General features: G+C 40.5%; 15 protein-coding genes and 1 pseudogene. 8 read left to right on the top strand and 8 right to left on the bottom strand.

The annotated features are described in order from the left end of the window. Positions 1 to 460: 460 nt before the first annotated feature. The gene (locus RMZ43_RS10765) at positions 461 to 910 is read right to left on the bottom strand and encodes a hypothetical protein (protein WP_322654026.1); all 450 of its coding nucleotides are present in this window, start codon (positions 908 to 910) and stop codon (positions 461 to 463) included. Positions 911 to 1,292: 382 nt separating this feature from the next. Here RMZ43_RS10765 and RMZ43_RS10760 point away from each other — a divergent pair, with 382 nt between their 5' ends. Continuing rightward, positions 1,293 to 2,042, top strand: coding sequence for an SDR family NAD(P)-dependent oxidoreductase (locus tag RMZ43_RS10760; protein ID WP_322654027.1), 750 nt, complete (start codon positions 1,293 to 1,295; stop codon positions 2,040 to 2,042). A gap of 13 nt (positions 2,043 to 2,055) precedes the next feature. Here RMZ43_RS10760 and RMZ43_RS10755 read toward each other — a convergent pair whose 3' ends face one another. After that, on the bottom strand, positions 2,056 to 2,838 hold the full coding sequence (locus tag RMZ43_RS10755) for a hypothetical protein (protein ID WP_322649580.1): 783 nt from the start codon (positions 2,836 to 2,838) through the stop codon (positions 2,056 to 2,058). Positions 2,839 to 3,166: 328 nt separating this feature from the next. On the opposite strand from RMZ43_RS10755, the gene RMZ43_RS10750 reads away from it, so the two are divergent. After that, positions 3,167 to 3,841 (top strand): gamma-glutamylcyclotransferase, encoded by a 675-nt coding sequence (locus RMZ43_RS10750; RefSeq protein WP_322654029.1) that lies wholly within the window; start codon positions 3,167 to 3,169, stop codon positions 3,839 to 3,841. Positions 3,842 to 3,868: 27 nt separating this feature from the next. Here the strand turns inward: RMZ43_RS10750 and RMZ43_RS10745 are convergent, their stop codons facing one another. Both RMZ43_RS10745 and RMZ43_RS10740 read right to left on the bottom strand, forming a co-directional pair. After that, positions 3,869 to 4,708, bottom strand: coding sequence for a class I SAM-dependent methyltransferase (locus tag RMZ43_RS10745; RefSeq protein WP_322649582.1), 840 nt, complete (start codon positions 4,706 to 4,708; stop codon positions 3,869 to 3,871). Beyond that, positions 4,692 to 5,081 carry a CTP-dependent riboflavin kinase gene (locus RMZ43_RS10740; RefSeq protein WP_229494456.1) on the bottom strand — a complete coding sequence of 130 codons (390 nt, stop codon included), beginning with the start codon at positions 5,079 to 5,081 and terminating at the stop codon, positions 4,692 to 4,694. The genes RMZ43_RS10745 and RMZ43_RS10740 overlap by 17 nt, the downstream gene beginning before the upstream one ends. Positions 5,082 to 5,131: 50 nt before the next feature. Between RMZ43_RS10740 and RMZ43_RS10735 the strand changes: the two are divergent. Beyond that, a pseudogene (locus tag RMZ43_RS10735) lies at positions 5,132 to 5,496 on the top strand (four helix bundle protein). A gap of 157 nt (positions 5,497 to 5,653) precedes the next feature. On the opposite strand, the gene RMZ43_RS10730 reads toward RMZ43_RS10735, so the two are convergent. Together RMZ43_RS10730 and RMZ43_RS10725 are read right to left on the bottom strand one after the other, a co-directional pair. Continuing rightward, positions 5,654 to 6,295, bottom strand: coding sequence for a TetR/AcrR family transcriptional regulator (locus RMZ43_RS10730; protein ID WP_322649584.1), 642 nt, complete (start codon positions 6,293 to 6,295; stop codon positions 5,654 to 5,656). Positions 6,296 to 6,419: 124 nt separating this feature from the next. Beyond that, positions 6,420 to 6,917: a GNAT family N-acetyltransferase gene (locus tag RMZ43_RS10725; RefSeq protein ID WP_322649585.1), complete on the bottom strand. Its 498-nt coding sequence runs from the start codon at positions 6,915 to 6,917 to the stop codon at positions 6,420 to 6,422. 530 nt (positions 6,918 to 7,447) lie between these two features. Here RMZ43_RS10725 and RMZ43_RS10720 point away from each other — a divergent pair. Further along, positions 7,448 to 7,927 (top strand): beta-lactamase hydrolase domain-containing protein, encoded by a 480-nt coding sequence (locus RMZ43_RS10720; protein WP_322649586.1) that lies wholly within the window; start codon positions 7,448 to 7,450, stop codon positions 7,925 to 7,927. Between the two features lie 115 nt (positions 7,928 to 8,042). On the opposite strand, the gene RMZ43_RS10715 is transcribed toward RMZ43_RS10720, so the two are convergent. Beyond that, positions 8,043 to 9,257 carry an FAD-dependent oxidoreductase gene (locus RMZ43_RS10715; RefSeq protein WP_322654030.1) on the bottom strand — a complete coding sequence of 405 codons (1,215 nt, stop codon included), beginning with the start codon at positions 9,255 to 9,257 and terminating at the stop codon, positions 8,043 to 8,045. Positions 9,258 to 9,481: 224 nt separating this feature from the next. Between RMZ43_RS10715 and RMZ43_RS10710 the strand changes: the two genes are divergently transcribed. Continuing rightward, a complete protein-coding gene (locus tag RMZ43_RS10710; protein WP_322649588.1) occupies positions 9,482 to 10,225 on the top strand; it encodes a pentapeptide repeat-containing protein in 744 nt (247 codons plus the stop codon). A 28-nt stretch (positions 10,226 to 10,253) separates the two neighbouring features. On the opposite strand, the gene RMZ43_RS10705 is transcribed toward RMZ43_RS10710, so the two are convergent. Next, positions 10,254 to 10,454, bottom strand: coding sequence for a hypothetical protein (locus RMZ43_RS10705; RefSeq protein WP_322654032.1), 201 nt, complete (start codon positions 10,452 to 10,454; stop codon positions 10,254 to 10,256). A 231-nt stretch (positions 10,455 to 10,685) separates the two neighbouring features. Between RMZ43_RS10705 and RMZ43_RS10700 the strand changes: the two genes are divergently transcribed. The 3 genes from RMZ43_RS10700 (at position 10,686) to RMZ43_RS10690 (ending at position 12,959) form a co-directional block, all read left to right on the top strand. Beyond that, positions 10,686 to 12,161: a pentapeptide repeat-containing protein gene (locus tag RMZ43_RS10700; RefSeq protein ID WP_322649590.1), complete on the top strand. Its 1,476-nt coding sequence runs from the start codon at positions 10,686 to 10,688 to the stop codon at positions 12,159 to 12,161. Positions 12,162 to 12,453: 292 nt separating this feature from the next. Beyond that, positions 12,454 to 12,789: a hypothetical protein gene (locus RMZ43_RS10695; protein ID WP_322649591.1), complete on the top strand. Its 336-nt coding sequence runs from the start codon at positions 12,454 to 12,456 to the stop codon at positions 12,787 to 12,789. Then, positions 12,786 to 12,959, top strand: a complete 174-nt coding sequence (locus RMZ43_RS10690) for a hypothetical protein (protein ID WP_322654033.1) — start codon at positions 12,786 to 12,788, stop codon at positions 12,957 to 12,959. Before RMZ43_RS10695 ends, RMZ43_RS10690 begins: the two co-directional genes overlap by 4 nt. Positions 12,960 to 13,077 lie beyond the last annotated feature (118 nt).

The raw sequence follows: 13,077 nt of genomic DNA, 5'->3' as shown, positions 1-13,077 counted from the left end.
GTGCGCCTTTACCAGGGCAATCATTGGTGGTACTTGACCCATCTCTAATGTTGGCGATTGATGTTTTTCCTTGTGAATGGAAGGTTTTTGCACAAATGAATCTAATTGAACTGACCAACATACTTTGAGATTTGGCAGCTCGCGTTAATTTAGTTGTTTTTGCGTCCCACCCTCGCGCACCAAAAAAGACAAGAAGGATACTAAAACGTACTCGTCCTTCCAGACGACCCCATGTTTCTACAGCTAAAATTCTATCCCAAAAATAATACCTAAAAACAGACACCTTGAAAGGGCTAGTCGAGTGCCCCACTATTTAATAAGATGCTCACCTGCTTGGTTGATGGAAAATATCGTTTTGCCATAGCCAATGCATTTAGGCAAGGAACTTATGGAGGATCACCTGTGCATACTTGGTGTCAATTTACAAATTTAATGTGAGGTATACAGAACAGGGGTAAGTCTAGCTGTTGAACAACTGCTTTCTAGAAAATAATCTTAGCAACCCGGCAGTTCCAATACCCCAAGCACCATTAACGAATAAACCTGTTACTATTCCCGCAAGTTTCCAGCCTCCAGCAATGGGCTGACCCTTTAGTGGTGCGACCACAAACCAAGCCACTAGCGTCGGGACAATTGCACCAAATACTAACGCATCTAACCAGTAGCTTTTATCATGGCGAAAACGAGGCGCGATCGCTACCCAAATCAGTCCCCAAATCCCTCCCCAGAATGCGCTTGACCAAATTTGCGGGATTCCAAATGGTTGTGTCGGTGCAGTTGCATAGGGGGCACGAGGTGCGAAATTCACTGCATGTAGCAGCGCCAATACACCTTGGTGAAATAACAAAACAGACACAAAGCCTGCAATAAATGCTAATGCAAGTCGAGATAAGGCAGCTTTTTGAGCCATTGCTTATACGAAAACCTCTAGAGCTTGCTTCTTGGAGTTGTCTATGATAGTTTGCTAACTAGTATCAATACAATAAATCTATCGAATTACCGTATTTTAATCAACATTATTGTTAATGTAGTTGAACGAGTCTAGAGTTAAGAGTATCTAGGTACTCTACCAAATATATGACAAGTAGAAAAGCCAACCTTATCGATTTAGAAATCGATGCCTCTGAATTTTTCAATTCATCTAGAACATTTTTGATCAATAAAGCATTTGTTGCGATCGCTGTGAAGAGTTAGTAAGGATAGCACCCTACAAAAAGGCAGGGAAAGCAGAGGAGTCATAATTAATACCCAATACTCAATATTCTATTATCAATTACTAAGGAGTTAGATAAATGACAGGGAAATTAGAGGAAAAAGTAGCAATTATCACTGGGGCTTCAGCAGGAATTGGAGAAGCAACTGTGATCGCCTTGGCAGCTGAAGGAGCAACAGTAGTGCTGGCTGCTAGGCGTGGCGATCGCATTCAAGCATTAACACAACGTATCGAAGCTAGTGGTGGCAAGGCATTGCCCATTGTTACTGATGTGACTGACGAAACTCAGGTAAATAACTTAGTAGCAAAGGCAAATGCAAAATTGGGCAGGGTTGATATTCTTGTGAATAATGCAGGGATTGCCTTACTAGGAACCATTGAAGCAGGAAATAGCTCAGACTGGCGGCGATCCTTTGACCTCAACGTACTAGGACTGCTATATGCTACTCATGCTGTTTTGCCTCTTTTGAAGGCGCAAAAATCGGGGCATATAGTCAATATCTCCTCAGTGGCTGGTCGGACAGCGCGGGCGGGCGTTGGTGTTTATAATGCTACCAAATGGGGTGTCAATGCCCTCTCAGAAGCATTGCGCCAAGAAGTTCACAAAGACAACATCCGCGTCACTATCATCGAACCAGGTTTGGTGGATACGGAAATTGACAGCCAAATAACTGATCCTGTTGCCAAACAACGGATTGAAGAACGACGCAAGGCAATTACACCTCTGCAAAGCGAAGATGTTGCTGCTGCGATCGTTTACGCCGTTACTCAACCACCACGCGTTAATGTCAACGAAATTCTCATTCGACCAACGGGACAAGAACACTAAACAAGCATAATTATTACCTGCGTTGGCGTACTCTTAAAATTGCGCCTGAAACACCAAAAGCTAATATAGCCACGGTGTAATTTGGCTCAGGAACTCCAATAATGCTCACCCTGTTGATGGCCAAAGCCCTATTTAACTCAGAAGTGCTGAAAACGAGTCGCGAGATGTTAGCAGTTTCACTGCGAATCCCAAGAAACAATGCCGAATTATCCAATGTGACAGAAGAAGTCCCCGGTACAGAGAAAGTACCTAATAGGTTATTGGCATTATCAAAAGCTGAGACAAACGTGTTGAATTCTGGAATATCGTCTACAGCTATTTGAGTACCAGCACCGAAAACAGGCTGATCAAAGCTAATGGTCAAAGGGCCCGGATTGCCAATTGCAGGAAAACCACTTCTTGGGTTCAAGCCTGTGAAGAGTAGAAAATCACCATCAGTAAAGTTTGTCGGAATGCCTTTGGGTATAACAGAGGTTTGAAAAACAAAAGGTGGGGTAATAGCAGCATCGTCAGATTGAGGTATATTTACACCCAGAGATAGACCGCCTTCTGATACTGCTGAAAAAGAGTTAGGCAAAAAAGCCGAAGGATCGGGAGCAAAAGGATTGAACACTTTACCCAAACTCGACCAATCAATTCCGTCATTGCCTCCGAAAGCAGCACGACTAGTTACTAATGTAACTGCTTTAACTGGTAGTGGGAGAACTGCTATTAGAGTTGTAATTGCTAGTTTGGTGGCAATTGCTGGTAAATATTTGATTGAGAACTTTAATAATTGGTTTGTCATAAATGCCATCAAAGCTTACTCCTTATTTCGTAGATTGGCATTATCAAGATACTGCTGCCTATAGTTCAATACGCTTGGCTTTGTGGAAAATTGTAGATTGGGTTAAGCAAAGCGCAACCCAACAAAGTCTCGAAATGTTGGGTTACTCTGCGGGATCTTGCTACGTTCCTCAACCTAACCTACACATTTCAAGGTTTTTGGCGTTAACCCAAGCGTATTGGCCTATAGTTAGGCTTATCGTCAATCCTACGGTAAAGGGAGTTATATGTTAATTAATTTATCTTAAAGTTATAGTAAAATTACTGAAGATTTCCGAAAAAGGAAATAATCTAAAATTATGTCACTCAGTCGTAGCGACCTCGAAGCTGGAAATGAACAGACGAGGCTATTAGAAGCATCACACTCTGGAATAAAGCTAACTACCTTGAGCGAAGATGAGTTACAGCGATCGCTCGATGAAACACTACAACAGCAACCGCCAAATTCTGATATCTGGATATTTGCCTATGGTTCGCTGATTTGGAATCCCTTGATCACATACGTCGAGCGCCGTGCTGGGATCGTTTATGGTTGGCATCGGCGCTTTTGTACATGGATGATTCTGGCTCGTGGTACTCCAGAGAATCCCGGATTACTTTTAGGACTTGATCGGGGCGGTAGTTGTCGTGGCGTTATTTATCGCATTGCGGCTGCTGATGTACCATCCGAATTACTACTGATTTGGCGACGGGAGATGTTAGGTGGTGTCTACGTTGCTCGTTGGGTAAAAGTGTTTGATGGTATACAGGAATTTAAAGCGATCGCCTTTGTTGCTAATCGCCAACATCCCAGGTACGCTCATCAGATACCATTAGCAACCACTGTTAATAGTATTGCCACCGCATCTGGAAAATTGGGTTCCTGCGCTGATTATCTTATGAATACTGTTGAGGGATTGATGGCAGAAGGTATTAAAGATAGACAATTACTTTTGTTACGCAAACAAGTGTTGGCAAAACAACAAGCGCTTTAGTTAGTCGCGATCGCTTTAATTTACCGCCTATTTCCGGGCAACAGCCATGATGTGAGCGCTCATCCCCAATATAGAAGGTTCGGTTTCTAACCAACGAATCGCTTCTAAAAGGCGATCGCGCCGACCAAGCTCATTCCAGTGTTCCTCAAAGTTTTGTAGTAACCAGCCTGGCCCTTCAATCGCTAAAATCTTTTCAGAATGTAAACCCGCTTCTTTAACCTCTGCTCTGAGTTCTTCTGAATGATGAAAGAAGGTTTTTGTAAAGTAGCGAGGATGGTTGTTTGGGTTGCGGTGTTGACCATCAATCAAATCCTGTTTAACAATCTCTACAAACTCTGGATCATCTAAATGCCCCCGAAATAATCCATCTAAGGTTGAAGCAAAGCGAGAAACTCCCGCAGCAAAAACAAAACCTCCTGTTTTTAAGATGCGATGAGCTTCACGCAAAGCAATAATCCGATCTGTGCGCTCAGTCAGATGATACAAAGGCCCAAGTAACAGAACAGCATCAACGCTGTTATCCGCCCGATTCAGTTGCCGAGCGTCTCCAACTGCCAAACTAGCTAGAGGATATTCTGGTTGAGCTTGAGACAAATGTCGGGCTTGCTCTATGTGCAAAGGAACCGCATCAATAAGATGGACTTCATAGCCTTGTTGAGCAAGCCAAAAAGAATAAACACCAGCGCCACCGCCAACATCGAAAATCACTGCGGGTGGAGGTGGTAGATAGCGGCTTATAAGTTCTTGGCTTCTGACTAATTCCAGCAAACCTGCACCTTTTGATAACCGCTTTTGCTCCCGACCACTGGCATAATGGATTAACGCTTCATCTGCAAGCAAATTGTTTAATTCAGATAAATCTGACATCGTGAATCTCAACTTCAATTAAATCATTATCTTTCAGGTTATATAGCTCCCGAAGTTTAACGTCGCAAGCTATCTCAATAATTGTTTTCGGATGATCTCCGCTCTCAGTGTTATTTTTGTCTGTTCTTAAGATAAAAGCATCTCTGCCAAATATCTGACAGGGAACAATGCTAACAGAAACAGTCCCTCCATATTCTTCCTTTTCCAGGCGAATTACATTTTTCGGGAGATCGTAAGGTTGTTCTAGCTGAATATTTAAAGTTCCAGGAAAGAATTTCATTCCTGTTTTTCTTAAGTAATATTCTTGGAGTTTCTCAATCCAGTAAGAAAAGTTTCCTAAACCACTGACAACTTTACCTTTCAAGATTTTCATATAATATATTTCGTAAGGATTCAGGAGTCAGAATTCAGGAGACAGAATAAATGAGACAACCAGCCAAGACATCCAAGACTTGATAGTTTGGCAGAAAGCACATAAGTTTGTTTTATGTGTATATCAATTTACTGGTCAATTTCCTAAAACGGAAATCTATGGGCTTACCTCTCAGTTTAGACGAGCAACAATCTCTATTGCAGCAAATATAGCTGAGGGTTTTAAGAAAAAGGGAGCAGCAGATAAAGTTCGTTTTTTAAACATTGCACAAGGCTCTGTAGAGGAATGCCACTACTATCTAATTCTTTCAAAAGACCTTGACTACGGTGACACATCAGGATTAATGCTTCAACTTGAGGAGGTTAGTAAATTACTAACAGCTTATGCTAATTCCATTCTGAATTCTGACTCCTGACTCCTGACTCCTGACTCCTGAATTCTTACTATATTTCTATCTTTTTTGTAAATCAATTATTAAGTCTTAATTAATCTTAAATTGTATTCGGCGCGATCGCTAAAGTTATTGCCTCTTAAGTAGTTTTGGTCAGGAGTTACGCAGAAATAACTTACCTTCAAAAATCATGGCTTACAGCCGTATTGACAATTGAGAGCGGAGTGGCAATAATACCGCCTACAAAAATATCTACGCAGGTTTCGATATAATCCTCACAGCTATAGCTGCCTTGATTAAAATTTGCACTACGACATAGCATTCCAGCTAGTAGCATTCCTTTAAACATATCAACTGCTGGGAATAGATCAAGGTCTGCTCTAACAGTGCCTATTTTCTGACTCGATTGCAGGTAAGCTACCAGTTCTTCCCCTAAGGGCTTTGCAGCTTCTTGAATCACTTGTTTTGCTGCCTCAGGATGACGTTTTGCTTCTCCAATGAAGGTACGAATTAAGTCTTCCTGTGTCTCTAGCATAGTATTGTAAAGATGAGCATACTGTATTAAATCAATTTTTAAATCCTGCGTTAACGCTTGGGGATGTGCAAGGGCTTCTGTCTGGAGTGCCAAGGCGTTTTTGATGACTGCTCCCAAAAGTTGTTCTTTGCTAGCAAAGTGGCGAAATAAAGTCACTTCATTCACACCAGCAACACGAGCTATTTCACGGGTAGTTGCTCCTTGAACACCTAAACTAGCAAATACCTGCGAGGCGGCTTCTATCAAACGTGTACGGGTAAGAGCTGATGACCGGATGGTTTTATTCATTTATGCTAGCAAGTACTTACTTCCATAATATGTTATGTGGAAAAAGCTGTCGCAATTTGAAGAAAAATAATCTTGATACCAGCATTTTTAAAATTATTAAAAATCTTTTTATATCGGATCAAATTTATTTTGGTACAACAGCTAATACTTTACTCATTTTAGTAACTGGGACAACTATTCCACTTCTTAAATAATGAGGTGCTCTTTGGATGGCAGTAAATCCCAGCCGTAAATAAAAGCCTTCGGCATAGAGGCTAGCAGTTGTAATTACCTTATTTATACCTTGATTAGTTGCTTCATTGCAAAAATTTTGAACTAAAGCACGCCCGATCCCTTTACCTTGATATTTAGGATGGACATACAGTCCGATAAGTTCATCAACAATAAAACTAGCAAAACCTATTACAACATCTCCCTGGATCGCAACCCAAAAAGTTTCCACTTTCATCCTCTTCAAGATATTTGAACCATCAGGTTTGTCACGGTTATTGCGCCAAGCTAAAAGTTCTTTTCGGGTGTAGAAAGTTGCAGGTAGAGCTTTGATGGCAGCAATATGAATTGCACTCAGCACCCACGCATCTGTTTCTTGGGCAGGCCGAAGAGATATTTCGTTAGCGCTCATAGGTTTAGGGCTGGTATTCAGATTAGGGACTTCCAACTAAAAAAATATTCTATCGTGGTGTAGGCAGGGGGGCAGGGAGCAGTTATTGCTGGGGGAGAAAGAAAAATATGATCTGAGTAAATTGGATAATTTATTATCTGGAAGTCCCTTACATGCCTATTTTACTTTTACGTCTAAATTTTCAGAGCAAATAAATTTATTTATGGGGATTTCCCCCTGCTCCCTGCCCCTTTTCCTCTTTTTGACCGCACCCTGTAATTCAATCGATGACAACTCATAAACTATAAGTTACGGTAATTTGATACGCAAAACCTATAATAAGTTATAAACAACATTAAGTCTATCGGAAAACCGTATATTATGGATAAAGCAATAAAATAACCAGCTTCAAAATCTATATTTTGAAGTAATCAAGCAATATCTTTTGATATTTGGCTAATTTTGCGGTGCTTATTTGAATATCTTCTTAAAGCTTGCTGATTAGACTATTTACCAAGCTAGAAGCCATTAGAAATTGACAAGGAGTGAATGTGATCAACGCCATACATATTAACGAGAACTTGACAACAACAGGACAAGTTATACCAAAACAGCTTGAGCAAGCTATCCAAGAAGGTTTTAAGTCCGTTCTAAATCTGCGATCGCCAGATGAGCTAGGATTTTCTAAAGATGAGCAAAAAGTAGCGGAAGCATTGGGGCTACATTATACGAATGTTCCACTCAAGGTGGATTTAAAAAATTTAAATGAAGAGGCTATTACCAAAATCCTCAAGACACTCGAAGAAATTCCTAAACCAGCAGTGGTACATTGTGCAGCCGGGATGCGATCGACTGGAATTGCGCTCTTAAGTATCGCTATCCAGGAAGGATTAACCCCAGAAGAAACTTTGGAAAAAGCTAAGAATTTGGGTTTTGGATTCTTTGAACACGCTGGTATTAGTCCCCGGCTGAAGCAATTATTTGTGGACTACGTTAACAAACATGCAAAAGTAGCTGTGCCTACTTGCTGAAACAGCGAGTTTGATAAACCTCTCCCTACCTTGAACTGTCGTTAAAGTCTGTCCCTCTCGCCCGTCGGAGAGGGACGTTTTTGCGTAGTAAGACCTTTTTTTACTCAGGTACACGCTAACACACTTTACTCTGGCTACTTGGGAGGTTACGAAAGCGTTCCATGAAACGGCAGTCAATCCAATTTTTGTAATACCACAATAGTTTGTGAGGTGGTAAAGTAAAAGCGCCTTTAGTTGCAATAGCTCGTTCGTCTCCTGTACCAATTAAACTCAAATATTGTTTTTGGGGTCTATAGGGTTTGAGCGACTTACCTAATAAAATTCGCTGCAAATTCTCAAATAAAGGTTTACCTTGCCTAACAGCAAATACCCCAGCTTTCGGACGCGGATGATTTACCATTGTGGCAATATCACCAGCAGCAAATACTTGCGGGTGCGTTTGAGATTGTAATGTATCTTCTATCAAAATAAAACCTTTCTCATCAGTTCCTAGTCCAGCGCTTTTTAACCATTCGGGTGCGGATGCTTGTGTTACCCAGAAAATTTTATTGCACTCTACTATCAAACCAGATTCGCATTTAATCTCAAATATTTTCTTAGGTTCGCTGTAGAGTGTAGGTGCAACTTTACACACAGTTTCTCTAAGATGTAGCTTAATACCTTGCGCGGTTAAAATTTGCTGAACTTGATGGCGCACTGATGAATGGTAATTGGGCATCAGTTCTGTGCCACGCTGGAATAAATGAACTTCCAGATTTTGAATTGGTTGTTGAGTTTGACGTAAAATGCGATGTAAATGAGATTGCATCGACAGCGCCAATTCTACACCGCCAGCGCCACCACCCACGATCGCAATCCTAATTGGTTCTTGAGGATTTTTACCTACAGCTTCAATTAGTGTATACCAATGTTCCAATAGCTGCGATACTGGTTTAGCTGCGATCGCATATTCTGCTGCACCTGATACAGACAATGTGGCTGGAGTGCTGCCAATATCAATAGACAGCACATCAAAATCTACCACAAGTCCATTAGCACAAAGAACTTTGTGATTTTCTAAGTCTAGGGCAACTACTCTGTCAATATACAAATGTGCTTGAGCAAAGTTCGCTAAAGGTCGCAAGTCAATATGACATTCATCATGGCTATAAAATCCGGCAATATGTCCTGGTAACATTCCAGAGTAAGCTGTATTTTTGGCTTCGGTAATCAATGTCAAACGGACACCAGGTAAAGGCTTTCTACCAAACATTTTCAGGGCAATTGTATGGCTGTGACCGCCACCAATCAGCACTAAGTCTTTAACTCTAGGCTGTAATTTTTGCTGCATTGAAGTAGTTCATAACAATACTATTTGAGTTATAAGATTTTTTTGTTGACTAGCGTATCTGGTAAAAGAAGGCTATCCTTTATAATTAGTAGTTTTTCATAAATAATTTATGGATGCTTTATGATAGGCATCAATCAAAATTATCATGTTCAGGTTGATTGATAGTGAAGAATGAAAAGTAGTGAGTACAAGTAATTTTTGAAACCTCATTTTATCACTTAGTAATGTTAACAGTAATTATTAATGCTTTTCAAAGCATAAAAAATATTTTACCAATAAATAACGGACAGCTATCGAAAATATGTCTGAGGATACATGCTTTGCAAGAAAAAGTTAACCAAACTCAACATCAGTCGCCAAAAGAAAGTTTAAGAATAGCAATTGAACAACTAGGGAATAAGACTATAGAAACCAGTCTTGCTGTAATTAATGATTTAGAGCAAATTGCCCAAAATCATGCACAGTACCACTGGATAATTATGGGCATTCTTACTACTTTTATACGAGAAAATGCTCCTTACATGCCCCAAGAGAAATTAACGAGCAACTTGTCAACAAAACTTCGTGTAGATATTCAAGCAGCTCTTACCGTTATTGCTAGAAGAGATGTAAACAAAGACCCAGAGAATGAGCAACTTGATTTGAGTCACACGGACATAAGAGGAGCAAATTTAAATAGGGCGAACTTAGAACAGACAAATCTTTATCAAGCTAATCTTGCTGGAGCTAACCTTACAGAAGCTAATCTTGCAGGAGCAATTCTCAGTGCAGCTAACCTAGAAGGTACTAACTTATATTTAGCTAATCTAGAAGGAGCAATCCTCAGTGCAGCTAGTCTAAAAGGAGCTAACCTTGAAGGGGCTAACCTTCATTGTGCAAGCTTATATCTAGCTGGACTGAATCGAGCGATTCTCAATAATGCCATACTCGATGGGGCAAACCTTAGAGAAGCTAAATTTTCTGAATAAAACCCTTTTATCAAACAGAATTCAGGAGTCAGGAGCCAGAATTCAGAATTGAATTCTGATAGCGCAGCGATAGCGAGTCTACGAGCGTCACGAAAAAGTGGATGAATAAGCGGCGTTTTTGCACCCCCACCAAATCTATGATTTGGTGGTCAACTTCCGTAGTGGCGGATCTGAATCCCCCACTTTCTTGTTCTGACTCCTGACTTCTGACTTCTGAATTCTTCTTCATTTCAACTAAGGCAGAAGTCAGCCCCTTTGGGGAAGTCAAAAGTTAAAAGTCAAAAGAATTGTATTCCAAGCTTCTTGCACCATTTAAAATGCTATGTACACTATGGTATATTTCATCTCATTAACTGGTTAATTGAGGGTCTTGACACCTATTATAATTTTCTGCTAAATGCTATACTATTTTTCCTCAACATCTAAGTAATAATTCTAGGTTGTAAGGAAAATCGTTACCATGTCTTCTAAAAAGACAGACACTCTTTTGAATTGGTTGATAACCATAACAGTTATATTTGGCTTCTCATTGACTGTAATTTTTTTGGCGTTGTCCAATATTAAAGAATTGTCAGTCCAGGAAAAAATTCAGTATAGAAATCAAGCATTAACAACTACTGCAATAGTTTTTTTGGCATCGGCAGTAATGTTTAATACTTATTATGCCGCAAAGCGGGCCCAAGCGATGCAGCAAAATGCGATCGCAGCTGAGAAAAACCTGGAAATTGGCATTCAAAATGCAAAAGTTAATCAAGACAGATTGATTTCAGAACGCTTTATGGGGGCAATTGCCCAGCTTGGTCATGAAAAAGTTGAAACTCGGACAGGCGCAATTTATGCATTAGAAAGAGTTGCTCAAGATTTTTCCAAAGAACACTGGACAATCATGGAAATTCTTACCGCCTTTGTGCGAGAGAATACACCTATCCAGCAAGTAAAGGTAGAGCAACAAAACCCGGAATATCAAGAAGCAGCTTACTCAGGTAAGCGTAGAGGTGGGTCGCCTCCGACACAGCAGTTGGAGCAAAATCTCCATGAAGAATTGCCAAAAATCCGCACTGATATTCAAGCAGCTTTAATTGTTATCGGCAGACGTAATTTACTCGAAGACCCAAAAGATCAAAAACTTGATTTACGGAATATTGACATTAGAAGGGCAGACCTGCTAGGAGTTAATCTGCAACAAGCAGACTTACGTGGCTCTGACCTAAGTGGCGCTGACCTGCGGGGAGCAGACTTGAGTGAGGCTGATCTAAACGGCGCTAAACTTGTGAGGTCTAATCTCTATGAAACCAAATTACTAAAAACTAGTTTTTGTGGAGCAAACCTCTGTTGGGCTAATCTCAACCGCGCTAATCTCAGTGGGGCAAACATGCGTTCAGCCAATCTCTCTGGAGCAAGTCTGCGTGTAACTAATCTGCAAGGAGCAAACCTTTATAAAGCTAACTTACAACAAGCTACCTTAAAAATGGCTGACCTCTCAGGGGCAAAGCTATTTTTAGCTAACTTGCAAGGAACAAAATTGGGTAAAGCCAATCTGTACATGACGGGTTTGATTGGCGCCAACCTATCTGGGGCTAACTTGAATGGAGCCAACCTATCTGAGGCTAACTTGAATGCAGCTAAACTCCACCAAACAGAAATCTATTTTGCTAACCTCTCAGAAGCCAGTTTAACGGAAGCTGACCTTTATCAAGCAAACCTCATCGGAGCTAACCTGTATAGGGCGACTTTTTATCAAGCTAACCTAACTCAGGCAAACCTGATGGGAGCTAACTTTTCAGAAGCTGACCTCAGTGATGTCAAACTGGAAGGGACAATTTTAACAGGGGCGAAAAACTTAGAGTTACAGCAGATTAAAAAAGCACTTGGCGATCGCACCACTCGTCTACCTGATTATATAGAAACACCGACAGATTGGCGACAATCAAGTTGATTTATCACAGCATCATTAGTTATTTGGGCGCATTCTACCGTTTTCACTTAATGCTATAGTTTTTACCAAAAGTCTCCCTAATAACTTTGGAGATGAAGAAGATGAAACCTATGTCTGATAATCAGACAGACCGAGAAATTCGTTTATAATTCTAATTTTATTTATTGGATTATTTCTTCATTAAGCGAAAAACAAGAAATAGATGAGAGTACTACCGCCCTCTATGGCTTGTAGAAGAATATAGAAGAGAACAATCTTGCCTATAGTATGAATAAATCTTGAGAGAAAAACTATGCAATCAGCTTTAAGTATCACAACCAAAGTTTTACCAGGAAACAAAATAGAAATTGAGATTCCAGAAGCTGAAATAGGCGACAGTGTTGATGTATTTGTGATATTACCAGAAAAAGCTGAAGCAAAACATCGCTCTGTACTGGACATTATAGAAGAAAGCCGTAAGAGACACCTTTCTCGAACTGCTGAAGATATAGACAGACAACTACAAGAAGAACGCTTATCATGGGGCAGCTCAACAGCAGATTCAATCGGCAAAAGGCGATCGCACAACAATCTTACCGAAGAATCTTCAACAACCGGAACATTGGAAAGCTTAAGTTTCACCCTTTGAACCTCAATGTCGAGCCTTTTTACCTCAATGTCGAGCCTTTTTACCTCAATGTTGAGCCTTTGAACCTCAACGTCGAGCCTTTTTACCTCAATGTTGAGCCTTTGAACCTCAACGTCGAGCCTTTGAACCTCAACGTCGAGCCTCTGAACCTCAAACGTAAGCTTTTTTAAGATAGAAGATTAGCTAGAGTGACAGCGAAATCTAGCTTACTGGTATAACCTGAGAAATATTCCCTCAGCAGGAGATAAACAATAAGACACTTGTCCTATCCTAGTCATTGCTATGGGC

This window comes from Nostoc sp. CmiVER01 (assembly GCF_034531135.2).
GTDB lineage: Bacteria > Cyanobacteriota > Cyanobacteriia > Cyanobacteriales > Nostocaceae > Nostoc.
The sequence above is the reverse complement of the archived record's forward strand: the minus strand, read 5'-3'. Positions and strand labels throughout refer to the sequence as shown.